Raw genomic sequence first — 23,234 nt, forward strand, 5'->3', positions numbered from 1 at the left:
AGCCTTATTTTCTTTGACCCAAATCGAGTCCAAACCATACACCTCCTTCAATTGATCCACCTGGTAAAACCCACCCAACTTCTCCCTGTAGGTTATAATCCGTTTCGCAAACCCTGGCCCTATCCCATTCAAGGCCACCCATGCCGCCGAATCCGCGGTATTGATGTCGATGGCTGGCTGTTTTTTAGGAAGCTTTTTTACATCTGATTTATATTCTACCCATGTGGTTTTATTTTTTTCGAATTTCCGAGGGGCGAACACCTTCGGTTTTATCTCCTGATAATTTGCTTCCCAAACCTCTGGATTAAATTCCAATTTTTCCTGCTCTTTCTTATAGAATTCATTCCCTATATAATAGAGTACATAAATACCCATCATTCCGGAAAGCACAATCATCCCTTTGATCTCATCGTGGGTGTAGGCGAGGACGAAGCGGAGGTAGTAGTGGATCTTATTTTTCATCAAAATGGGAGATTATAGATTATAGAGAGGAGATTATAGAGTATAGAGTAGAGATAAAAGAGAAGTCATCTCTACTCTATACTCTCTTATCTCTACTCTCCTGTGGCAATCTCAAACAAAAATCCCACAACCCCCTTGTATCTCAGAAAATTATCAGTACCTTTGCAGGCTATTTTAGGGTACAAGCCTTCGGGCCTATCCAAAAAGAAATGATTTCTGAAACACAATTCCTTTATCGTAGGGGAAGCGCAAAGGGGGATCATTTTTTCATCTACGAGGCATTTCAGCTTTAAATTGTGCCCATAGGGCCATTTTTCATTTAATTTAAAACGTATAAAGCCTTGAGTAACATCACTGCCACAGGAAGACACAGCTTTGCGAAAACGCAGTCTGTGATCGATTATCCAGATTTTCTGGATATCCAAATCCAATCCTTTCAGGATTTTTTCCAGCTAGAGACAGCTGCTGAGAATCGTACTGACGAAGGTTTATTTAAAGTGTTTGCTGAGAATTTTCCCATCGCGGATTCGCGGGAAAATTTCGTTTTGTCGTTCGTTGACTACTCTGTAGATCCGCCGAAATATTCGGTAGATGAGTGTATCGACCGCGGTTTAACGTATTCAGTACCTTTAAAAGCGAAATTGCGTTTGATCTGTAATGATACAGACAATGAAGATTTCCAAACCATCGAACAGGAAGTATTCTTAGGAAACATTCCGTACATGACAGAACGTGGATCATTCGTGATCAACGGCGCTGAGCGTGTCATCGTTTCTCAGTTGCACCGTTCGCCAGGTGTATTCTTCGCGCAATCGAAGCATACGAATGGAACTAAATTGTATTCGGCTCGTATCATTCCATTCAAGGGTTCTTGGATTGAATTTGCAACGGACGTTAACAATGTGATGTATGCGTACATCGACCGTAAAAAGAAATTCCCAGTAACTGTATTGCTTCGTGCGATCGGATATGGTAATGACAAGGATATCCTTGATTTATTTGGCCTAGCTGAAGAATTAAAGGTAGACAAGAAGACTTTGAAGTCAACGGTAGGTCGTCGCTTAGCTGCGAGGGTTTTGAAAACGTGGCAAGAAGACTTCGTAGATGAAGATACAGGTGAGGTAGTTTCTATCGACCGTAATGAAATCTTGATCGAGCGTGATACGGTTATTACAGAGAACGAGATTGAGACGATTTTGGAATCAGGATCAAGCACGATCATCTTGCACAAAGACGATGTGAACGTATCTGATTACAACATCATCTACAATACGTTACAAAAAGATACGTCGAACTCGGAGAAAGAGGCGGTAGAAGTTATCTACAAGCAATTACGTAACACGGATGCACCAGATGAGCAAACAGCACGTGATATCATCCAAAACTTGTTCTTCTCAGACAAGCGTTATGATTTAGGCGAAGTAGGTCGTTACCGTATCAATAAAAAATTAGGCCATGATATCCCAATGGATATTAAGGTATTGACAAAAGAAGATATCATTTCTATCGTGAAGTATTTGATCGGTTTGATCAACTCTCGCGCGGTTGTCGATGATATTGACCACTTGTCTAACCGTCGTGTACGTACTGTAGGTGAGCAATTATATGCTCAGTTCGGTGTAGGTCTTGCACGTATGGCTCGTACGATCAAAGAACGTATGAACGTTCGTGATAACGAGGACTTTAAGCCAGTAGACTTGATTAATGCACGTACGTTATCGTCTGTGATTAACTCGTTCTTTGGAACAAATCAGCTATCTCAATTTATGGATCAAACGAATCCATTAGCCGAGATCACGCACAAGCGTCGTATGTCTGCCCTAGGGCCAGGCGGTCTTTCTCGTGAAAGAGCTGGTTTCGAGGTTCGTGACGTTCACTATACGCACTACGGTCGTCTTTGTACGATTGAAACGCCTGAAGGACCAAACATCGGTTTGATTTCTTCTCTTTGCGTTCACGCGAAAGTAAACGGAATGGGCTTCATCGAAACTCCTTACCGTCTAATCGAATCAGGAAAAGTGGATACGTCTACGACTGTTTCGTATTTAACGGCAGAAGAAGAAGATGGCATGAATATCGTGCAAGCGAATGCGCAGATTGACAAAACGGGTAAATTCTTATCTGACCGTGTGAAAGCACGTTTCGAAGGTGACTTCCCATTAGTGAATCCAGCGGATGCACAATATATGGACGTAGCGCCTAACCAAATTGTTTCGGTTGCGGCTTCAATGATTCCTTTCTTAGAACATGATGATGCGAACCGTGCCTTGATGGGATCGAACATGCAGCGCCAAGCGGTGCCATTGTTACGCCCAGAAGCACCTATCGTAGGTACAGGTTTAGAACACCGCGTTGCGATTGACTCTCGTACTTTAGTAGTTGCTGAAGGAAGTGGTGTGATCGAATACGTAGATGCGTTACGCATCGTAGTTAACTACGATCAAACGGAGGAGCAAAAATTAGTAAGCTTCCACGGATCTACGAAAGAATACAAATTAATCAAGTTCCGTAGAACGAACCAGGATACAACGATCAACTTGAAGCCGATTGTCTTTAAAGGACAAAAAGTAGAAAAGGGACAAGCACTTTGCGAGGGTTATGCAACTCAAGCGGGTGAGCTAGCTTTAGGTCGTAACATGAAAGTGGCGTTCATGCCATGGCAAGGTTACAACTTTGAGGATGCGATCGTGATGTCTGAAAAAGTGGTTCGTGACGATATCTTTACTTCGATCCACATTGAGGAATTCGAATTAGAGGTACGTGATACGAAACGTGGTGAGGAGGAATTAACTTCTGAAATCCCGAACGTTTCTGAGGAGACAGTTCGTAACCTAGACGAGAACGGTGTTGTTCGCGTAGGTTCTGAGGTGAAAGAAGGAGATATCTTAATTGGTAAGATTACACCAAAAGGAGAATCTGATCCTACTCCAGAAGAGAAATTATTACGTGCCATCTTTGGTGACAAAGCTGGCGATGTGAAAGATGCTTCGAAGAAAGCGCCACCATCATTAAAAGGGGTGGTTATCGACACGAAATTGTTTGCTCGTCCTAAAAAGGATAAGGATCAACGTGATAAGTCGAAGGCTGAATTGAAGTTGGTTATGAAGCAATACGGTAAAGACCTATTAGAGGTTCGTAAGATCATGATCGAAAAGACCGTTGCTTTATTAGCTGGAAAAACGAGTGGGGGTATCCGTCACAAGTTTGGCACAGTGATCGTAGAGAAAGGGGTTAAATTCACAGCGAAGAACATCGAAGAATTATTATTCCCAGATAAAAACTTATACCGCGATGAGTCAACGTATGCCGTTCCTGAAGAAGCGAATTTACTTTCAGATTTGATCGTAGAAGATGCGACAGCGGATGCAGCGACTAACGCGACTTTCTTAGCCTTAATCAAGAGCTACCACGTTCGTCGTAACGAAATCGCTGGTCAGTTCAAGCGTGAGCGTTTCGTGTTAGAGGTAGGTGATGAATTACCTGCTGGTATCGTGAAATTAGCGAAGGTATATGTGGCGAAGAAGCGTAAGTTAAAAGTGGGTGATAAGATGGCGGGTCGTCACGGTAATAAGGGTATTGTTGCCCGTATCGTTCGTGAAGAAGATATGCCATTCTTAGAAGATGGAACACCAGTAGATATCGTATTGAATCCACTAGGGGTACCATCTCGTATGAACTTAGGACAAATTTACGAGACCGTATTAGGTTGGGCTGGACAAAAATTAGGTAAGCGTTATGCGACGCCTATTTTCGACGGTGGAACTGAAGCAGAGGTAGCTGCTGAATTAACGTTAGCAGGTTTACCAGACTGGGGTCGTACGTATTTATACAATGGTTTAACGGGTGATAAATTTGATCAACCGGTGACTGTAGGTATCATCTATATGTTGAAACTGGGTCACTTAGTGGATGATAAGATGCACGCACGTTCGATCGGACCTTACTCATTAATTACACAACAACCATTGGGTGGTAAAGCTCAGTTTGGTGGTCAGCGTTTTGGTGAGATGGAGGTTTGGGCATTAGAGGCCTTCGGTGCAGCGAATATCTTGCAAGAGATCTTAACTGTGAAGTCTGATGATGTGATCGGTCGCGCAAAAGCTTACGAAGCTATTGTAAAAGGTGAGAACATGCCTAAGCCTAACATTCCAGAATCATTCAACGTATTGATTCACGAATTGAGAGGTTTAGCCCTTGAAATCACCCTTGAGTAAACCATTGGGCTTTGGCCCTATAAAAAGAGTTCATTTTCCAATAAAATACATAGAAAATGTCATTTAAAAAGACTAGAAAGCTGAATAGCGATTTCCAAAAAGTAACCATCTCACTAGCCTCACCTGAGTCAATCTTAGAGGGGTCTAATGGCGAGGTAACACAACCGGAAACCATCAACTACCGTACCTACAAACCCGAAATGGGCGGTTTGTTTTGCGAGCGTATCTTCGGTCCTACAAAGGACTGGGAGTGCCATTGCGGTAAATACAAGCGTATTCGTTACAAAGGCATCATTTGCGATCGCTGTGGTGTAGAAGTAACGGAGAAAAAAGTACGTCGTGAGCGTATGGGCCACATCGAATTAGTGGTTCCCGTGGCACACATCTGGTACTTCCGTAGCTTACCGAACAAAATCGGTTATATGCTAGGTTTGTCTACGAAGAAATTAGACCAAGTAATTTATTACGAGCGTTTCGTGGTAGTTCAACCAGGTATGTACGCGGAAGAAGGAAAGATTGGTAGCCAATACCTTGATTTCTTAACAGAAGACGAGTACTTAGATATCTTAGACAAATTACCGCGCGAGAACCAACATTTACCTGATGAAGATCCACAGAAATTCATCGCGAAAATGGGTGCTGACGCGTTAAATATGTTGTTAACACGCATTGACTTAGACAGCTTATCGGCTGACTTGCGTCACTCTGCGGACACTGAATCCTCTCAACAACGTAAGGCTGAAGCCTTGAAGCGTTTGAAAGTGGTAGAAGCGTTCCGTGAGTCGATCGGTCGTATCGATAACCGTCCTGAGTGGATGATCATCAAAATGGTTCCAGTCATTCCACCAGAATTGCGTCCATTGGTGCCATTAGATGGAGGTCGTTTTGCGACATCTGATCTAAATGATCTATACCGTCGTGTGATTATCCGTAACAACCGTTTGAAGCGTTTGATCGAGATTAAAGCGCCAGAGGTAATCTTACGTAACGAAAAACGTATGTTGCAAGAAGCTGTTGATAGCTTATTTGACAACTCACGTAAAGTAAATGCGGTTCGTTCTGAAGGTAACCGTGCCTTGAAGTCTCTTTCTGATATGTTGAAAGGTAAGCAAGGTCGTTTCCGTCAAAACTTATTAGGTAAGCGTGTCGATTATTCAGGTCGTTCGGTTATCGTCGTAGGTCCAGAATTGAAAATGCACGAATGTGGTCTTCCGAAGGATATGGCGGCTGAATTATTCAAGCCGTTTGTTATCCGTAAGTTGATCGAGCGTGGTATCGTGAAGACGGTTAAGTCTGCGAAGAAAATTGTTGATCGTAAGGATCCAGTGGTTTGGGATATTTTGGAAAATGTCATGAAAGGACACCCCGTTCTTTTAAACCGTGCTCCTACTCTTCACCGTTTAGGTATCCAAGCTTTCCAACCGAAATTAATCGAAGGAAAAGCGATCCAATTGCACCCATTAACGTGTACGGCCTTTAACGCCGATTTCGATGGTGACCAGATGGCGGTTCACGTTCCACTAGGACATGAAGCGATTTTGGAAGCCTCATTATTAATGCTTGCATCGCATAACATCTTGAACCCAGCGAATGGTGCGCCTATTACAGTACCATCTCAGGACATGGTGTTAGGTTTATATTATGTAACTAAAGGTCGTAAGTCAACTCCTGACCACAAGGTAGAGGGAGAAGGACACCGTTTCTACGGATTTGAGGAGGTTGTTATCGCCTTGAACGAGAAGAAATTATCTAAGCACGCGAACATTGTAGTGAAAGCTACCGTTCGTAAAGACGATGGTACATTGGTAGAGGAAATGGTGGAAACTGTTGCTGGCCGTGTATTATTCAACTTATGTGTTCCTACAGCCGTAGGTTATATCAATGAGTTATTGACGAAGAAGAAATTGCAACAAATCATCTCACACGTTCACAAGATCTGTGGTATGGCTCGTACAGCGCAATTCTTAGATGATATCAAAGAATTAGGTTTCCAACAAGCCTTCCACGGTGGTTTATCGATGGGTATTGGCGATGTTCAAATTCCGGCGGAGAAAGCTTCATTAGTGAAGAAAGCACAGGAAGATGTTCAAGCGGTTTGGGACAACTACTTAATGGGTTTAATCACAGATAACGAGCGTTACAACGCAGTTATTGACATCTGGACTAAAGTGAACTCGAAAATTACCGAGACTTTGATGAAGCAGATGGAAGAGGATAACCAAGGATTTAACGCGATCTATATGATGATGCACTCCGGAGCCCGTGGTTCTCGTGAGCAAATTCGTCAACTAGGTGGTATGCGTGGTTTGATGGCTAAGCCTCAGAAGAACTTACAAGGTTCGGTAGGTGAAATCATCGAAAACCCAATCCTTTCTAACTTTAAAGAAGGTCTTGACGTATTAGAGTACTTTATCTCGACTCACGGTGCGCGTAAAGGTTTGGCAGATACTGCCTTGAAAACAGCCGATGCGGGTTACTTGACTCGTCGTTTACACGACGTAGCGCAAGACGTGATCGTGAACGAAGAAGATTGTGGTACCTTACGAGGTATCGAGGTGTTCCCATTGAAAGACAACGAGGAGATCATCGAGCCATTATCTGAGCGTATCTTAGGTCGTGTGTCTATTCACGATGTGTACGATCCGATCACAAATGAGTTAATCGTTGCTTCAGGTGATGAAATCAACGAAGCGATCGCAACGAAAATCGATGAGACAGCGATCGAATCAGTGGAGATTCGTTCGGTATTAACGTGTGAGACTTTGAGTGGTGTGTGTGCGAAATGTTACGGACGTAACTTAGCTACAGCTGCGATGGTAAACTTAGGAGAAGCGGTAGGTGTAATTGCCTCTCAATCGATTGGTGAGCCAGGTACACAGTTAACATTACGTACGTTCCACGTGGGTGGTACGGCACAAAACGTTTCCTTAGATGCGAGCGTAAAAGCGAAATTTGACGGGGTGATTAACTTCGAAGAAGTTCGTTCTGTAAGCTCTACAGATGCAGATGGAAATCCAGTAGAAATCGTGATGGGTCGTTCTGGTGAGGTTCAAATTGTGAACCCAGCGAACAAACAAATCTTGATCTCTTCTAACATTCCTTATGGTTCATTCTTACGCGTTAAGGAAGGCCAAGCGGTGAAAAAAGGAGACGAAATCTGTGCTTGGGATCCATACAATGCGGTTATCCTTTCTGAAGCTGAAGGTAAAATTGAATTCGAAGCAATCGAAGAAAACAATACTTACAAAGAGGAAGCGGATGAGCAAACAGGTATGCGTGAGAAGGTCATTGTAGAATCGAAAGATAAGACAAAGAACCCATCCGTATTAGTAAAAGCAAAAGGTAAAGAAGATTTAGTATATAACGTTCCAGTGGGTGCGCGTTTAGCGATCGACGAAGGAGATAAAATCAAAGCGGGTCAAATTATCGCTAAGATTCCTCGTGCGGCAGGTAAAACTCGTGACATTACGGGAGGTCTTCCACGTGTAACGGAATTATTCGAAGCACGTAACCCATCGAATCCAGCTGTTGTAACTGAAATTGATGGCGTTATTTCTTACGGTGTGATTAAGCGTGGTAATCGTGAGATTATCGTGACACCGAAAGAAGGAGCTGAGCGTCGTTACTTAGTACCTTTGACACGATTCATCTTAGTACAAAATAATGACTTCGTGCGTGCAGGTTCTCCACTTTCTGATGGTGCGATTACACCTTCAGATATCTTGAAGATCAAAGGACCTACAGCGGTACAAGAATACTTAGTGAACGAGATCCAAGACGTATACCGTCTACAAGGTGTGAAGATCAATGATAAGCACATCGAGTGTATCGTTCGCCAAATGATGCAAAAAGTTCAGATTTTAGAGCCAGGTGATACGCAATTCTTACAAGGTCAAAACGTAGATCGTTTCGTATTCCGTCACGAGAACGACTTGATCTTAGATCAGAAGGTGATCACTGATGCGGGAGACTCTGAGAAATACAAAGCAGGTATGATTCTTTCTGCTCGTGCTTTACGTGATGAGAACTCTTCGTTAAAGCGTAGAGATATGAAGTTAATGAAGGTACGTGATGCGCAAGCAGCCGTTTCTTCTTCTAACTTACAAGGTATCACGCAAGCTTCGTTAGGAACTGAGTCATTCATCTCCGCTGCGTCGTTCCAGGAAACTACGAAAGTACTTTCTGAAGCGTCGATTCGCGCGAAAGTGGATACGTTAGACGGCTTGAAAGAGAACGTAATCGTAGGTCACTTGATTCCAGCAGGTACAGGTCTTCGTCGCTACAAAGACATTTTAGTTACATCGAAAGATGAGCTAAAAGCTATCGAAGCGAAGAAGGAAGCTGCTGAAATCGCTGAAGCGAAAGAAAAAGTAGAAGCTGCAAACTAATTTGTAGATTCATTTGAATAGACCCCCGGCTTTTCTTAAGTTCGGGGGTTTATTTTTTATCCCAACAGAAAAAATGGAAAACCCAACAGAAGAAAATCAACTCAATATCGAACTTCCAGAAGAGATGGCGGAGGGCCATTATGTGAACTTAGCGTTAATCGCGCATAGCCCATCGGAATTTGTGATGGACTTTATTCGCATCCTTCCTGGTCTACCTAAGGCCAAAGTAAAGTCGAGAGTCGTGATGACTCCAGACCACGCTTACCGCTTAATGCAGGCGCTACAGGAGAATATTCAGAAGTACGAAGAGGCCTTTGGCCCCATTATGAAAGAAGGGGATGCCGCAGGTTTCCAATTCCCCATGAATTATAACGGCCCCATAGGCGAAGCGTAAACGTTTTAGGTCATTAAATCCCATTTTTTTAGCTGAAATTCAGGTAAAAAGGCGGGATTTTTGCCTTTTAAAGGAAATTAGAATTATATGCGCTTATCGAAAAAATTCCTGGAGTCAGGTGAACTTCATTCTTCCATTGCTTTGCAAGTTCCACCGTCGGAAGTATTTACCTTTCCGGAGAAAGTCCTACAGTTTGGGACGGGAGTCTTGCAACGCGGACTTTGCGATTTTTATATCGACAAAGCAAACCGCGCGGGAATTTTCAAGGGTCGCGTAGTGGTCGTAAAATCGACGGCTAAAGGAGGCGCAGATGCCTTCGATGAACAAGATGGTTTGTATACGCATTGCATCAAGGGAATCGATGAAGGTGTGGCCAAAGAAGAGAACATCATCAATTCCTCCATCTCACGTACGATTACTGCTTCGAAGGACTGGGATAAAATCATCGAATGCGCGAAAAGCGAGGAGATGCAAATCATCCTTTCGAACACGACAGAAGTAGGGATCACCTATGTGGCTAATGATCCAATCGCGAATGGTTGCCCTAGTTCTTTCCCTGCTAAATTATTGGCGTTCTTGCACGCACGTTTCACGCATTTCGCTGGATCTGCTGCCTCAGGAATGGTCATTGTTCCTACGGAATTAATTATCAATAATGGGGACGTTTTAAAAGGCATTGTCTTACAATTAGCGGCAGATCACGGTCTCTCCGCTGAATTCGTGTCTTGGTTAGAAACGGCGAATCACTTCTGTAATTCCTTAGTGGATCGCATCGTGCCCGGTAGCCCGGATGCGGCGACGAATGCAGAGATTTGTGCGCAATTAGGCTATGAGGATTCTTTGATGATCATTTCGGAGGTATATAGCCTGTGGGCGATTCAAGGAGGGGCCAAAGTAAAAGAGGTGCTATCCTTTGCCCCAGCAGATAAAGGGGTGATTATTGCCGAAGATATCGAAATCTACCGCGAATTGAAATTGCGCTTATTGAATGGAACGCACACCTTGCTTTGCGGAATGTCCTTTTTATTAGGCTTCCGTCTCGTAAAGGATGTGATGGCAAACGGCTATTTAAGCAAGCTGATCATGAACTTAATGCTGAGCGAATTAGCGCTGGGCATCCCTTATAAAATGGATTTCAAGGTGGCGGATCGCTTTGGGCGTTCGGTATTAGACCGTTTCCGTAATCCGTTCATTAACCACAAATTGATCGACATTACGGTACAATACACGACCAAAATGCGAATGCGTAACGTGCCGATATTAATTAATTATGCTAAAAACTTTGGCAAAGCACCGGAGCTTTTCTGCATGGGCTTCGCAGCCTACTTGCAATTTATGCACGCGGTGAAAGTGGAAGATGGTAAATACTTTGGCGATAGCAACGGAGAGGCCTACCCTATCCAATGCGACTATGCACCGTATTTCTATGAGGCGTGGAAAGATTTTGACTTGAAGAAAGTATTATCCAATACGGATTTATGGGGCACGGATTTGACAAAGGTTCCTGGATTTGTGGAGGGGGTGACTAAATACATTTAGGAGAGTAGAGATTATAGAGTAGAGAGTATAGATAAGAGAGTATAGAGTAGAGACTGACGACTGGTTACTGACTACTGGTAAATGGTGAATGGTGAATGGTAAATGGTAAATGATTCCTTCGGACTGACAACCTTCGGACTCATTCCCTCCGGACTGGCTACTGACAACTGTCTACTGGCTACTGTCTACTGATTACTGACTACTGATTACTTCCTACTGAATAGATTAAACGACATACTATGAAAGCGTTTTTAGATAAAGATTTCTTGTTGCAGTCCGAGACGGCGCAGACTTTGTACCATCAATATGCGGCGCAAATGCCCATTATTGATTACCACAATCACTTGATCCCGGAGCAAATCGCGGAGGACAAGCAATTCGATAATGTTTCCCAAATCTGGCTTGCCGGCGACCACTATAAATGGCGTGCGATGCGCGCACATGGGGTGGATGAAAAATACATCACGGGAAATGCATCTGACGAAGAGAAATTCTTGAAATGGGCAGAAACGGTACCTTACACGATGCGTAATCCTTTATATCACTGGACTCATTTGGAGTTACAGCGTTATTTCGGGATTACGGAATTATTGAATGCGGAAAGCGGAAAGCGGATATACGATCAGTGCAATGCCCTTTTGCGTACTAAGGAGTTTTCTGTGCGCAATTTATTGCTCAAGATGAACGTAAAAGCGCTTTGTACGACGGATGATCCGATCGATAATTTGGCTTATCATAAACAAATCAAGGCGAGTGGATTTGCCATCAAAGTCTTACCTACGTTCCGTCCGGATAAAGCGATGGGCGTGGATGACGAAATCGTGTTTGTGAACTACGTAAATTCGCTGGCGGCTGCAGCTAACATGGAGATTCAAAGCTTAGCAGATTACAAGAAAGCGATAGCGGCGAGACACGATTTTTTCCATTCGGTGGGATGTCGTTTAAGTGACCACGGACTAGAGCAGATTTACGCGAACGATTATACGGAACAGGAAATCGCGCATATTTTTGAGCGATTAATGACGGGTAAAACGATTAATCAAAAAGAAAAAGTGCAGTTTAAATCAGCGATGCTGGTGTATTTTGCTCATTTAGATCATGCCAAAGGTTGGACGCAACAATTCCACCTGGGGGCGATTCGCAATAACAATGACCGTCTGTTAGGCACTTTAGGACCTGATACGGGATTTGATTCGATTGGAGATTTTGAGCAGGCGCGGCCTTTGTCGAAATTCTTAAATCACTTAGATTCGACGAATCAATTAGCGAAGACGATTTTGTATAATTTGAATCCACGCGATAATGAATTGTTAGCGACGATGACGGGTAATTTCCAAGATGGGACGATTGTAGGAAAGATGCAATTCGGGTCGGGTTGGTGGTTTATGGACCAAAAAGACGGCATGGAAAAGCAGATCAACGCCTTATCCAATATGGGGATGTTGAGCCACTTTGTGGGGATGTTAACGGACTCGAGAAGTTTCCTTTCGTTCCCAAGACATGAGTATTTTAGAAGAATCTTGTGTAATTTACTAGGCGCGGATGTGGAAAATGGCGAATTGCCGGCGGATATTGCTTGGCTAGGAAAACTAGTGCAAGACATTTCGTATAACAACGCGGCAGGATTTTTTAATTTCGAGAATTAATGAAGAAGGTTATCACTTTTGGGGAAATTATGGGTCGTTTAAGCCCTGCGGGCTACGGACGCATTACCCAAGCACAGTCATTGAACATCACCTTTGGTGGCGGCGAGGCAAACGTGGCGGGCGGATTAGCTCACATCGGAATCCCGGCGGAACACGTGACTTGTTTCCCAAACAACGAATTAGGCAAAGCTGCCACCGGATATTACCGCCAAGTAGGCGTGGATATGTCGCATACGGCGTATAAAGAAGGTCGTTTAGGTTTGTATTTCGTGGAGTTTGGCGCAGCGATGCGTCCGAGCAAAGTGACGTATGACCGCGCTGATTCTGCTTTCGCTAATCTCAATCCTGCGGATTTTAATTGGAAAGAAATTTTTAATGGTGCGGGTTGGTTTCATTGGACAGGCATTACACCAGCCATTTCGGAGGCGGCAACGGTAGCTTTATCGGCTGCATTGAAAGAGGCAAAAGCGCAAGGTTTGACGATCTCGGCGGATGTGAATTACCGGAAAAACCTTTGGCAATATGGTAAATCCGTCAAAGAAGTGATGCCTGATTTGATTGCACAATGCGACATTATCGTCTGTGGCAAAGCGGACGCAGAGGACATCCTAGATATCGTTCCCTCCGGTTCGCACAAGAGCGGCTGGCACGATATCTGCACACAGATCATGGCGCGTTTCCCTAACTTAAAGAAGATTATTAATACGAAAAGAGGCCAGATTTCTGCCTCTCAAAATACCTTATCCGCCACCTCATTCGATGGCTCAAAGGTAATCAAATCAGACACGGTAGAAATCTCCCAAATCGTCGATCGCATCGGCGGCGGGGATGCATTCATGGCCGGGTACATTTACGGAAACTTGGTTTACGGTGATGAGGCGAAGTCTTTGGCCTTTGCGGTAGCGGCTTCCGCATTAAAACACACGATCGAAGGGGATATTAATTTATCCAACCTAGACGAAATTGAAACCGTCATGGGTGGCGATATCACCGGACGTTTAAAACGATAATCATGGCTAGAAATTCAGCAGACATAGTATATTCTCGATTAGCGGAAACGCCTATCGTCCCTTTATTTTTCAATGCCGATCAAACGATCGCCCAAAACGTCTTAAAAGCCTGCTACGACGGCGGAATTCGCGTTTTTGAATTCACGAACCGCGGCGAAGCGGCTCCAGCCATCTTTGCGAAACTAATCGACTTTTGCGAGAAAGAATGTCCAGATTTAGTATTGGGAATCGGCACGATTTACGATGCAAAACAGGCGACTGAATTCATCGAAATGGGCGCTGACTTTATGTTGCAACCCTTCACCACGGCTTCCGTAGGCGAGGTTTGTGCGAAACACAACATTCCATGGATGCCAGGCACGATGACTTTGACGGAGATTCGCAATGCGGAGATTTTAGGTGCTAAATACGTAAAAATATTCCCAGGCAACGTGGTAGGTCCGGCTTTCGTGAAAGCGATTCAAGGCCCCATGCCGAAGACGAAAATCATGGTAACGGGCGGAGTGGAACCGAACCGCGAAAGTTTAAAAACCTGGTTTGGCGCGGGTGCTGCAGCCGTGGGCATGGGCTCTCAATTATTCCCGGCTGACTTAATTCAAAAACAAGACTATACCTCTATATCAAACACGATCGCTAACCTGATCAAAACCTATCACGAACTATAATATGGAAACAATTGGAAAGTACCGCTGGAAAATATGCGCATTGCTATTTTTCGCGACGACGATTAACTACCTAGACCGCCAGGTTATCGGCTTATTGAAACCGGTCTTGGAAAAAGAGTTTGACTGGTCTGAAACAGATTATTCGAATATTGTGATCACTTTCCAAGCGGCCTATGCGATTAGTTTATTGGGTTTTGGCGGGATTATTGACCGCATTGGGACGAAATTAGGCTATTCTATTTCCATCGTGGTTTGGAGTATTGCGGCAATGATGCACGCCTTAGCAACTGGCACGATGAGCTTCGCATTTATGCGTGGTTTATTAGGTTTAGGTGAGGCAGGAAATTTCCCGGCAGCGATTAAGACCGTGGCAGAGTGGTTCCCTAAAAACGAACGCGCGCTAGCGACGGGTATCTTTAATTCTGGAGCGAATATTGGAGCGGTGGCTGCACCGATTATGGTGCCTTGGATTTTAGGCGTTTATGGTTGGGAAATGGCCTTTATTGCGACCGGGGCGATCGGTTTTATTTGGTTGATTTTTTGGTGGTTTTACTATGAGGTGCCTTCAAAGCATCAGTCTTTATCGAAAGCGGAATTCGACTATATCCACGCGGATATGGAGGAGAAGGATGACAATGTGACGCCGGTTCGCTGGAGTAAATTATTTGGATTTAAGCAGACTTGGGCCTTCTTTTTTGGCAAAATGTTCACGGATCCTATCTGGTGGTTCTTCCTTTTCTGGTTGCCCTCGTACTTCTCGGAGCGCTTCCACTTAGACTTGAAGAAGCCTAGTTTAGAATTAATCATTGTCTATACGGCGACGACGATTGGAAGTATTGGCGGTGGTTGGTTGTCTGGTTATTTAATTAACAAAGGCTGGCCGTCATTCAAGGCGCGCAAGTGGTCAATGTTCAGCTTTGCGATTGCGGTGGTGCCTATAATGTTAGCGCGTTATTGTGATACTATTTGGCAAGCGGTGGGATTGATTTCCTTAGCTGCTGCGGCACACCAGGCGTGGAGCGCGAATATTTACTCGATCGCGACGGATATGTTCCCGAAGAAAGCAGTCAGTTCTGTGATCGGGATCGGGGGAATGGCTGGGTCTGTGGGCGGTATCTTCTTCCCCATGATCGTAGGTTCCCTTTTAGATAAATATAAATTATTGGGTAATATTAACGACGGTTATAACATCATCTTCCTGCTTTGCGGAAGTGCGTATGTGTTAGCTTGGGTGATTATTTATGCCCTAGTGCCCACGCTGGAAACAGCGAAGATCGACGACTAGTCCTTCTTTTTAAAGATTAGATTCTTAGTTAGTTCATTTAATTGGGTGATTTTCTCTTGAAAGTCACCCTTTAATGATTTACGGGCTTCCTCTAATTGTTCGAGGGAGGTTTGAACGTCCTCAGGAATCACATCCTCGAGGAAGGCTCTGATTCTTTTGGCCAAAGTAGGGGACTTCCCATTCGTCGAGATCGCAATCTTTAAATCGCCTTTCTGGACAATCGACCCTAAATAAAAATCACACAAAGGCGGCGTATCTGCCACATTACAAAGTAAGTGCTGGGCTGCAGCTAAAGCTTTGATTTCCGCGTGTAAAGCGGGAGAATCCGTGGCGCAGATGATTAAATCTAGACCTTCTAAATCCGATGGATGAAAACCGCGCGTTAAGATGCGCACGTGAGGAAAATCCTGCAGGTATTCGATTGTCTCTGGGCGAAAAAAAGGCGCCACTAAAGTCAAGTTTGCTGACGGTGAATTGCGCAAAATAGCGGATGCCTTTTCTAAGGCTACGTTCCCTCCTCCCACGACCAAGGTCTGGATTTGATCCATTTTCAAGAAGATGGGAAACATCGTGTTAGGCATCGACTACGGGGGCTTTTTTGCCGGCAAGCTGGCCACAAGCCGCATCAATATCGCGTCCACGAGAACGGCGGATATTCACGATCATTCGTTTACTTTCTAAGAACGCAGAGAACTTCGCGATCGCATCTGCCTCCGCATTCACGAAGGAAGATTGAGCGATGGGATTGTATTCGATGAGGTTGATTTTGCACGGGATGCCTTTGGCAAACTCATACAATTCACGTGCATCCTCGATGGTATCGTTGAACTTGTTAAAGACGATGTATTCGAGCGTGATTTCGTTGCCCGTCTTCTCGAAGAAATACAATAGCGCGGCCTTCAGGACGTCCAAGGTATTGCTCTCATTGATGGGCATAATCTGATTCCGCTTTGTATCATTCGCAGCGTGCAGAGAAAGGGCTAGATTGAACTTGACTTGATCGTCACCTAGTTTTTGGATCATCTTAGCGATACCCGCCGTAGACACCGTAATGCGGCGTGGCGACATCCCTAGACCCTCTGGCGAGGTAATCTGCTCGATGGATTTTAAGACGTTCGCATAGTTCAACAGCGGCTCGCCCATCCCCATGTAGACGATGTTCGTCAGCGCTTGACCGTATTTTTCCTGTGCCTGATCGCGGATTAACACGACCTGATCGTAGATCTCGAACGACTCTAAATTTCGCTTGCGGTCCATATAACCCGTCGCACAGAAGCTACAGGTTAGCGAGCATCCCACCTGGGAGGAAACGCAGGCAGTCACGCGTTCGCGGGTAGGAATTAACACACCCTCCACGAGGTTATTGTCGTGTAATTGAAAGCTGGATTTGATGGTGCGATCAGAACTATATTGTGCCTCCGCGGTCGTCACGATTTGCAAAGAGAATTTCTCCGAAAGCCATTCGCGCGTCGTCTTAGGGACATTTCCCATCGCGTCAAAACTGCGGGCAGCCTTCTTCCAAATCCACTCGTACACCTGCTTAGCCCGGAACGCAGGTTCTCCGGCTGCGAGCATCTCTGCCTTCAGCTGATCAAAACTTAGATTCCGTATCGCGACCTTCTTTTCCAATCTTATTTCTTTAATAATTCACTCACTTTCGCCGAGATGGCTTTACCGTCTGCTAATCCAGCTAATTGCTTCGAAGCAGCACCCATCACTTTACCCATATCGGCTGGAATCGTCGCGCCTACTGCCGCGATGATTTCGGTGATTTTAGCGGTTAATTCTGCGTCAGACAATTGCTTAGGCAAGAATTCTTCGATGATCGCTAATTCTGCTTGTTCTTTTTCCGCTAAGTCTGGGCGATTTTGAGCCACATAGACTTCTAATGAATCACGGCGCTGTTTCGCTGCTTTCATTAAGATTTTCATCTCTGCGTCTGCGCTTAAACCGTCAGCGCTAGAACCCGATGTTTCTTCCAAAAGAATCATGGATTTGATCGCACGTAATGCACGTAAACGGTCCGCGTCTTTCGCACGCATGGCATCTTTGATACCATTCTCGATAGTTATTTTTAACGACATAGCTTGTTTTGATTAAAAATGAGCCTTGACTCCTTCTAAAAATTCCCGGTGGTTACTTAACCTCGGAACTTTGTGTTGGCCGCCTAATTTCCCTCGTTCCCGCATCCAGTTATGGAAAGTTCCGGCTGGGGCGAAATGGACCAAAGGAGGGCCAAGCACTAAATCATAAGACCTTTTCGCATCGTAATCCGAGTTTTGCTCGCGAAGCGTTTGGTCTAAAATCTGTGCAAAGGTACGAAAATCTTTTGGGGCTTTTGAAAATTCGATCACCCATTCATGGTGCCCATTTTTACCCTCGTTCATAAAGGCTGGAGCCGCCGTATAATCCTTGATCTCTGCCTGGGTCGCGGCGCAAGCGCGCGCGACGGCTGTCTCGGCATTCTCGATGATCAACTCTTCCCCAAAAGCATTAATAAAATGCTTTGTCCTTCCTGAAATCTTGATCCGGTACGGACTGACAGAAGTAAACTTCACGGTATCCCCGATCTTGTAGCGCCACAAACCCGCGTTTGTCGAAATGACCATCGCATAATTCACGCCTACTTCTACCTGGCTTAAAGAAACGATGGTATTTGCCTCTTCCCCTTCATCGCTCATGGGAATGAACTCATAGAAGATGCCGTAATCGAGCATGAGGAGCATCTCATCCGGTTTGGACAAATCATCCTGAATCCCGAAGAACCCTTCAGACGCGTTGTATATCTCTAAAAATCCGACCTGCGAAGACGGAAAAATCTGGTTCTTAAACAACTCCCGGTAGGGCCCAAAAGCCACCGCTCCGTGAATCATAAACTCAAAATTCTCCCACACCTCCAAAATCGACTTCTTCCCGGTAATCTCTAAAATCTTCTCGATCAACACGAGCGTCCACGTAGGCACGCCCAAAATACTCGTCACATTCTCCTTCGACGTCTCGATCGCCATCTTCTCGATCTTCTGATCCCAATCTCCCATCAGCGCCACATCCAGCGAAGGCGTCCGTATAATTTGCGCCCAAATAGGCAGATTCTTCATCACCACCGCGGACACATCACCCATCAGCATGCTCGAATTCACTGGATTCTCCGTCAAACTTCCCCCGATGGATAGGCCTTTCCCCTCAAAAACTTTCGTATCTGGCTTATTAGCAGCGAGCAGCGTGATCATATCTTTCCCGCCCATCATGTGGCATTCTTCCAGCGACTCCTTCGAGACTGGAATGAATTTACTGCGGGCATTCGTGGTACCAGAAGACTTCGAATACCAGCTAATGGGTGTATCCCACAAGATGTTTTGCTCCCCTTGCATCATCCGATCGATGTAGGGAAAGATCTCTTCGTAGGTGGAAATGGGAACTTGTTGCTTGAATCTCTCGTAATTGCTGACGTCTTGGTAGCCGTGTTTCGCCCCCCATTCAGTGGAACGACCATGAGACAATAAGCCCTGCAACATTTGTTCTTGTAGTTCCAAAGGCCGTTCGTACATCGCCTCAATCCGCGGCATTCTCCGCTTCATAAACCACAACAAAGTCTCATTAAACAACGACATGTTAGGGTTTTAGGAATTGAGGTGCACGATTAGGGTAATCGGTAATGATGCCATCCACCTGCCAAGCACTGAATTTCTGCATCTCTGCCGTCGTATTGATGGTCCAAGGAATGACCTGCATCCCTTTCCCGTGACAAAAATCAATCTGCTCCTTCGTCAAATACTTGTGCGAGGAACTGAAAATATCCGGTACAAAACCCAGCGATGAAAGCATCTGCTCAGGGCTCTCCTGCTCTACTAAAGCGGAAATGCGTCCCTTATTGATGGCCGTTTTCCAGTAGTGCAATACCGCAAAATCGAAACTTTGCAAAATCAATGCAGACGGAGAAATTCCTGCGGAAATCACCGCCCATACCTTGTCCGCAAATTCTTTTACCGTCGCCGGTTGTGATTTACCGTATTCGGAAGGTTCGGACTTGATCTCGATATTATAATAAATAGTACGACCCGTTTTATGTGCGAAGGCCTCCCCTAAGGCTAAGACCTCTGAAAGTAAGGGTTTATAAGTAGCGACGCGGACCTGTTCTGGAAAAAGCTTGTTTCCGCGGGAGCCTACATCGAAAGATTTGATTTCGGCATAGGTCTTTTGGTATAAATTAATCGACGCATCTTTCACGGGCGAACCATCCGGAAAAGACGCATACAGCGGATTCAGGTAGGGCTCATGGGAAACGTAGACCTGGCCGTCTGCAGAAAGGCAAACATCCATTTCAAGAACGGTCACCCCCATCTCTAGCGCGTGTTGAAACGCAGGTAAAGAGTTCTCCGGATATAAGCCTCTGCAGCCACGATGTCCTTGAATTACAGGCGATTGCCCCATAGAAATCAGATTAATACACAATAATAATAGAAGAAGCGATCTCATGGTTTTTCTGCGACGGGTTTTTTAGCCGCTGCTTTTTTCTGGCGCTCCTCGATAATTTCATTCACACGGGTATATAATTTGACGAAATCGGCAGGATCTTTGACATAGGAACCGAGGCTTTTCGCTACTTGGGTAGAATCAAGACCGCGTTTCTTCAAGGTCTGTTTCGATAATTCGTGGTAAAGGACTAAGGCCGTATCGGAATTGCCCAGGTGCATATTTTGAATAATGGCCTCATCGATGTGTATATCTGCCAAAATCTGAGCCATCTCCTCCTGTTCCAATCGATTGCTCGTCGAATCATCCGTACACGCGTACAAGGCAAGCGCGCTTAGGGCCAAGAAAAGCAATAAATAGACCTTTTTCATCTTGTAAATATACCCGTAAATTAGAAAGCTTTTAGCTCATTTCATTCAGATTGGGTAAAAAATAGGTAATTTAGTCTCGTGGATATGGACATCAAAGCCTTCCTGACCCATGTTGTTCAGCTGGAAATACGCATTAGAAAAGCGATTAACACACAAATGCATGGAAATTTCTCCTCCGTCTTTAAGGGATCGGGCTTAGAGTTTAGTGACCTTCGCCAATACCATTATGGAGATGATGTGCGTCACATTGACTGGAACACCTCGTCGAAGGGTCACGGAACTTTTGTGAAGCTTTTCAAAGAAGAAAAAGAGCAAACCGTTTTCTTCTTAATTGACGTCAGCGCCTCTGGCACGGTAGGAAGACTGGGAAATAGCAAAATGAAGACCTTGAAGGAAGTGGCTGGGGTGTTAGCCTTCGCTGCCATTCAGGAGGCAAGTCACCTTGGATTTGTTTGCTTTAGCGATAAGAACGAAAAATACATGCCTCCAGCGATGGGCAAAAAACATGGCTATAAAGTTATTTCGGAGCTTTTTAGAGTGAAGCCTGAGAATACAACGACGGATCTGAAGGCCGGATTAACCTTCGCATTGCAAACCTTGAAACGCAAAAGTCTTTTGTTTGTGTTATCCGATTTCATCGACGAGGGCTATGAAGATTTATTGCGTGCTGCAGCCTTAAAGCATGATTTAGTGGTGTTGCATACGCTCGATCAACAAGAAATTCAATTACCCTCTATGGGCATCGTCCCTATTTACGATCCGGAAAGAAAGCGGACCACTTGGGTCAATACCTCTGCGCGCGGATTTAAGCAGTTGCTTCAGCAACAGGTCAAAAACCGCGGAGGGGATTTAAAGGAAATGTGCAAGCGATGGCACGCAGATTACGTGGAATTGCGTTCTGGCGAGGATTTCGTGCCGGCATTAGTTAAACTTTTTAATGCTAGACGCTAATGCAAGAGACGCCATTCATCATTAAAGGGAAGTTTCAGGAGGATTCGGTCGTCATAGGACAGCCCATTCACTATTCGCTGTATGTGCGTCATCCGAAGGACCAGGAAGTATTTTTTCCGAATGCGAACCAGCATTTTGGCGCGTTTGAGACAGTGAAACGAGAGTTTTTTGCGACGAAAACGACGGCCTCGGGGTCATTGGACTCCGCCGTTTATACCCTTCGCTTGTTTCAGTTAGCACCCGTCCAAAAACTGCAAATACCCATTTACCTCCTCCAGGAGCCCGATTGCACGATCATTTATCCGGTGGTCGATAGCATCCATTTAAAGCGATTGTTATTACATCCAGAGCAGATTGACTTAGATTCTTTGTACCAAAGCATCCCCATCCAGCCCCTCAGCCCTAAAACGGATTTGAAAAACGTGTTTGCGGCGGGAATTAGCTTGCTTATTATGGCGGGATTGATTTACTGGATTTTTGGCAAAACGATCACCAAACTCTTCAAACGCTACCTATTATGGCGACGTCACCGGGAATTTAAACGAACCTTCCAGCGCTATGCGCGTCAAGTGGCGGGAACTCCGGTGGGCTTACTGAATTTAGAACGGGCCTTTTCTGGCTGGAAGAAATACCTAGAGGAATTAACGCAATTACCTTTTACGACCTTTACTTCGAAAGAAATGCTCGATAACTTGGCAGATGAGGCGATGGAAAAGGTCTTGAATGAAATGGATTCAGCTATTTATGGCGGGAATTTTTCCCAGCATACGACGGAATCCTTACAGTATTTAGAGGGTTTAGCCACGAATTTATACGAAATAGAACAGGAAAAGATCCAGAACAATGAAGTTTAATCCGCTGTATTCATGGCACCAAATCCAAGCATTCTTCACCTTCGAGTGGGAGAATAGCTTGTTTTTGTATGGCTTGGTATGGCCCTTCCTCGTTTATTTCATCAAGTATTTACGCCAGCGCGGCAATCAGCCACGCCTGGAATTATCGCTTTCTGTGCCCTTGAAGCAAAACCGGCTTACCCTCTTGCTGAGTTATGTTCCCATGGTCATTCAGGTACTATGCCTGTCTTCCGTCATCATCGTGGCGGCAGGACCTTACCGCGTGATTAAACACCAGAAAAAGCAAGTGGAAGGAATTGATATTGCCCTGGCTTTGGACATATCCTCCTCCATGCAGACGCGTGATATTAGCCCCAGTCGCTTAGAAACAGCTAAAAAGATGGGCAAAGAGTTCATCCGCCAGCGAAATCACGATCCCATTTCGCTCATCGCTTTCGCGGGTGCCCCCTATCTAGCGAGTCCCATTACGACGGATTCGGCCTTTTTATTGCATCAGTTACAGCGATTCCAGACGAATCAAATTGTGGAGGAAGGAACCGCTTTGGGCGATGCCTTGGGGATGTGTATTAACCAAATCCGCGACTCTGAAAATCCCAAGAAAATCAGCATCCTGATATCCGATGGTAATAATACAGCCGGTAATCTCGACCCGGTTACCTCCGCGGAACTGGCTAAAAATTTCAACATCAAAGTCTATACCATAGCCGTGGGAAGCCTACAACCAAGTATAGACCCGGTGGACGAAAGTACCTTGCGCGAGATTGCGCGCTTGACGAAGGGAAAATTCTTCCGGGCCACGAATGGCCAGGCCTTGCAACAAATTTTCCAAGAAATTGATAAAATGGAGGCCTCAGTGGTCAAAACGGTTACCTGGGAAGAACACATCTCCCTTTCTTACCTATTTGCAGAAATTGCCCTGATCTTATTCTTTATCGGATTATGGGTTCGTTTCAGCTGGATAGGCAACTCTTTAGAAGATTAA

At 44.9% G+C, this 23,234-nt stretch carries 18 protein-coding genes (1 of these 18 cut by a window edge); 11 read left to right on the forward strand and 7 right to left on the reverse strand.

Annotation, left to right across the window (positions count from 1 at the left end; translation table 11 throughout):
• On the reverse strand, window positions 1-462 hold the 5' portion of the coding sequence (locus G9X63_RS03860) for a helix-hairpin-helix domain-containing protein (protein ID WP_252624426.1). Its footprint begins 234 nt before the window's first position; 462 of the gene's 696 nt are visible here — the first part of the coding sequence; it begins with the start codon at window positions 460-462; its stop codon lies off the left edge, out of view.
• 341 nt (window positions 463-803) lie between these two features.
• Here G9X63_RS03860 and rpoB point away from each other — a divergent pair, with 341 nt between their 5' ends.
• From rpoB to G9X63_RS03900, 8 genes are all read left to right on the forward strand, one after another.
• Complete coding sequence (gene rpoB / locus G9X63_RS03865; RefSeq protein WP_130895866.1) at window positions 804-4,676, forward strand: DNA-directed RNA polymerase subunit beta; 3,873 nt, start codon at window positions 804-806, stop codon at window positions 4,674-4,676.
• Between the two features lie 56 nt (window positions 4,677-4,732).
• Complete coding sequence (rpoC, locus tag G9X63_RS03870; protein WP_252624428.1) at window positions 4,733-9,064, forward strand: DNA-directed RNA polymerase subunit beta'; 4,332 nt, start codon at window positions 4,733-4,735, stop codon at window positions 9,062-9,064.
• 73 nt (window positions 9,065-9,137) lie between these two features.
• Window positions 9,138-9,458, forward strand: a complete 321-nt coding sequence (locus tag G9X63_RS03875; RefSeq protein ID WP_130895864.1) for a DUF3467 domain-containing protein — start codon at window positions 9,138-9,140, stop codon at window positions 9,456-9,458.
• Between the two features lie 87 nt (window positions 9,459-9,545).
• Entirely contained in the window at window positions 9,546-10,997 is a 1,452-nt protein-coding gene (locus G9X63_RS03880) for a tagaturonate reductase (RefSeq protein WP_252624430.1), read from the forward strand.
• A gap of 239 nt (window positions 10,998-11,236) precedes the next feature.
• Complete coding sequence (gene uxaC / locus G9X63_RS03885; protein WP_252624438.1) at window positions 11,237-12,643, forward strand: glucuronate isomerase; 1,407 nt, start codon at window positions 11,237-11,239, stop codon at window positions 12,641-12,643.
• The gene (locus G9X63_RS03890) at window positions 12,643-13,653 is read left to right on the forward strand and encodes a sugar kinase (protein WP_252624440.1); all 1,011 of its coding nucleotides are present in this window, start codon (window positions 12,643-12,645) and stop codon (window positions 13,651-13,653) included. The genes uxaC and G9X63_RS03890 overlap by 1 nt, the downstream gene beginning before the upstream one ends.
• A 2-nt stretch (window positions 13,654-13,655) precedes the next feature.
• Window positions 13,656-14,318 (forward strand): bifunctional 4-hydroxy-2-oxoglutarate aldolase/2-dehydro-3-deoxy-phosphogluconate aldolase, encoded by a 663-nt coding sequence (locus G9X63_RS03895; RefSeq protein ID WP_130922208.1) that lies wholly within the window; start codon window positions 13,656-13,658, stop codon window positions 14,316-14,318.
• Window position 14,319: 1 nt separating this feature from the next.
• Complete coding sequence (locus tag G9X63_RS03900) at window positions 14,320-15,603, forward strand: MFS transporter (RefSeq protein ID WP_130922209.1); 1,284 nt, start codon at window positions 14,320-14,322, stop codon at window positions 15,601-15,603.
• On the opposite strand, the gene G9X63_RS03905 is transcribed toward G9X63_RS03900, so the two are convergent.
• Genes G9X63_RS03905 through G9X63_RS03930 form a run of 6 tightly spaced genes read right to left on the reverse strand, consistent with a single transcriptional unit; the run spans window position 15,600 to window position 20,447 of the window.
• On the reverse strand, window positions 15,600-16,172 hold the full coding sequence (locus tag G9X63_RS03905; RefSeq protein WP_252624442.1) for a precorrin-2 dehydrogenase/sirohydrochlorin ferrochelatase family protein: 573 nt from the start codon (window positions 16,170-16,172) through the stop codon (window positions 15,600-15,602). The two genes, G9X63_RS03900 and G9X63_RS03905, sit on opposite strands and share 4 nt — an antisense overlap.
• Before the next feature lie 4 nt (window positions 16,173-16,176).
• Window positions 16,177-17,178, reverse strand: coding sequence for a dual-specificity RNA methyltransferase RlmN (rlmN, locus tag G9X63_RS03910; RefSeq protein ID WP_236633857.1), 1,002 nt, complete (start codon window positions 17,176-17,178; stop codon window positions 16,177-16,179).
• A gap of 56 nt (window positions 17,179-17,234) precedes the next feature.
• Complete coding sequence (locus tag G9X63_RS03915; protein WP_252624445.1) at window positions 17,235-17,687, reverse strand: GatB/YqeY domain-containing protein; 453 nt, start codon at window positions 17,685-17,687, stop codon at window positions 17,235-17,237.
• Between the two features lie 12 nt (window positions 17,688-17,699).
• On the reverse strand, window positions 17,700-19,214 hold the full coding sequence (locus G9X63_RS03920) for a GH3 auxin-responsive promoter family protein (protein WP_130922213.1): 1,515 nt from the start codon (window positions 19,212-19,214) through the stop codon (window positions 17,700-17,702).
• Between the two features lies 1 nt (window position 19,215).
• Window positions 19,216-20,034, reverse strand: coding sequence for a glycerophosphodiester phosphodiesterase family protein (locus G9X63_RS03925; protein ID WP_236633181.1), 819 nt, complete (start codon window positions 20,032-20,034; stop codon window positions 19,216-19,218).
• Window positions 20,035-20,075: 41 nt separating this feature from the next.
• Window positions 20,076-20,447, reverse strand: coding sequence for a DUF4296 domain-containing protein (locus G9X63_RS03930; RefSeq protein WP_130922214.1), 372 nt, complete (start codon window positions 20,445-20,447; stop codon window positions 20,076-20,078).
• 84 nt (window positions 20,448-20,531) lie between these two features.
• On the opposite strand from G9X63_RS03930, the gene G9X63_RS03935 reads away from it, so the two are divergent.
• Genes G9X63_RS03935 through G9X63_RS03945 form a run of 3 tightly spaced genes read left to right on the forward strand, consistent with a single transcriptional unit; the run spans window position 20,532 to window position 23,234 of the window.
• On the forward strand, window positions 20,532-21,398 hold the full coding sequence (locus G9X63_RS03935) for a DUF58 domain-containing protein (RefSeq protein ID WP_130895852.1): 867 nt from the start codon (window positions 20,532-20,534) through the stop codon (window positions 21,396-21,398).
• Window positions 21,398-22,252: a hypothetical protein gene (locus G9X63_RS03940; protein WP_252624447.1), complete on the forward strand. Its 855-nt coding sequence runs from the start codon at window positions 21,398-21,400 to the stop codon at window positions 22,250-22,252. Before G9X63_RS03935 ends, G9X63_RS03940 begins: the two co-directional genes overlap by 1 nt.
• Window positions 22,242-23,234 carry a VWA domain-containing protein gene (locus G9X63_RS03945; protein ID WP_130895850.1) on the forward strand — a complete coding sequence of 331 codons (993 nt, stop codon included), beginning with the start codon at window positions 22,242-22,244 and terminating at the stop codon, window positions 23,232-23,234. Before G9X63_RS03940 ends, G9X63_RS03945 begins: the two co-directional genes overlap by 11 nt.

Source organism: Aquirufa antheringensis (assembly GCF_023921165.1).
Lineage (GTDB): Bacteria > Bacteroidota > Bacteroidia > Cytophagales > Spirosomataceae > Aquirufa > Aquirufa antheringensis.

Bases quoted from the DNA above. Each gene is read 5' to 3' on its own strand.
- rpoC (WP_252624428.1), top strand. From the start codon at position 4,733: ATGTCATTTAAAAAGACTAGAAAGCTGAATAGCGATTTCCAAAAAGTA.
- G9X63_RS03875 (WP_130895864.1), top strand. From the start codon at position 9,138: ATGGAAAACCCAACAGAAGAAAATCAACTCAATATCGAACTTCCAGAA.
- G9X63_RS03880 (WP_252624430.1), top strand. From the start codon at position 9,546: ATGCGCTTATCGAAAAAATTCCTGGAGTCAGGTGAACTTCATTCTTCC.
- uxaC (WP_252624438.1), top strand. From the start codon at position 11,237: ATGAAAGCGTTTTTAGATAAAGATTTCTTGTTGCAGTCCGAGACGGCG.
- G9X63_RS03890 (WP_252624440.1), top strand. From the start codon at position 12,643: ATGAAGAAGGTTATCACTTTTGGGGAAATTATGGGTCGTTTAAGCCCT.
- G9X63_RS03895 (WP_130922208.1), top strand. From the start codon at position 13,656: ATGGCTAGAAATTCAGCAGACATAGTATATTCTCGATTAGCGGAAACG.
- G9X63_RS03900 (WP_130922209.1), top strand. From the start codon at position 14,320: ATGGAAACAATTGGAAAGTACCGCTGGAAAATATGCGCATTGCTATTT.
- G9X63_RS03905 (WP_252624442.1), bottom strand. From the start codon at position 16,172: ATGTTTCCCATCTTCTTGAAAATGGATCAAATCCAGACCTTGGTCGTG.
- rlmN (WP_236633857.1), bottom strand. From the start codon at position 17,178: ATGCTCGCAGCCGGAGAACCTGCGTTCCGGGCTAAGCAGGTGTACGAG.
- G9X63_RS03915 (WP_252624445.1), bottom strand. From the start codon at position 17,687: ATGTCGTTAAAAATAACTATCGAGAATGGTATCAAAGATGCCATGCGT.
- G9X63_RS03920 (WP_130922213.1), bottom strand. From the start codon at position 19,214: ATGTCGTTGTTTAATGAGACTTTGTTGTGGTTTATGAAGCGGAGAATG.
- G9X63_RS03925 (WP_236633181.1), bottom strand. From the start codon at position 20,034: ATGGGGCAATCGCCTGTAATTCAAGGACATCGTGGCTGCAGAGGCTTA.
- G9X63_RS03930 (WP_130922214.1), bottom strand. From the start codon at position 20,447: ATGAAAAAGGTCTATTTATTGCTTTTCTTGGCCCTAAGCGCGCTTGCC.
- G9X63_RS03935 (WP_130895852.1), top strand. From the start codon at position 20,532: ATGGACATCAAAGCCTTCCTGACCCATGTTGTTCAGCTGGAAATACGC.
- G9X63_RS03940 (WP_252624447.1), top strand. From the start codon at position 21,398: ATGCAAGAGACGCCATTCATCATTAAAGGGAAGTTTCAGGAGGATTCG.
- G9X63_RS03945 (WP_130895850.1), top strand. From the start codon at position 22,242: ATGAAGTTTAATCCGCTGTATTCATGGCACCAAATCCAAGCATTCTTC.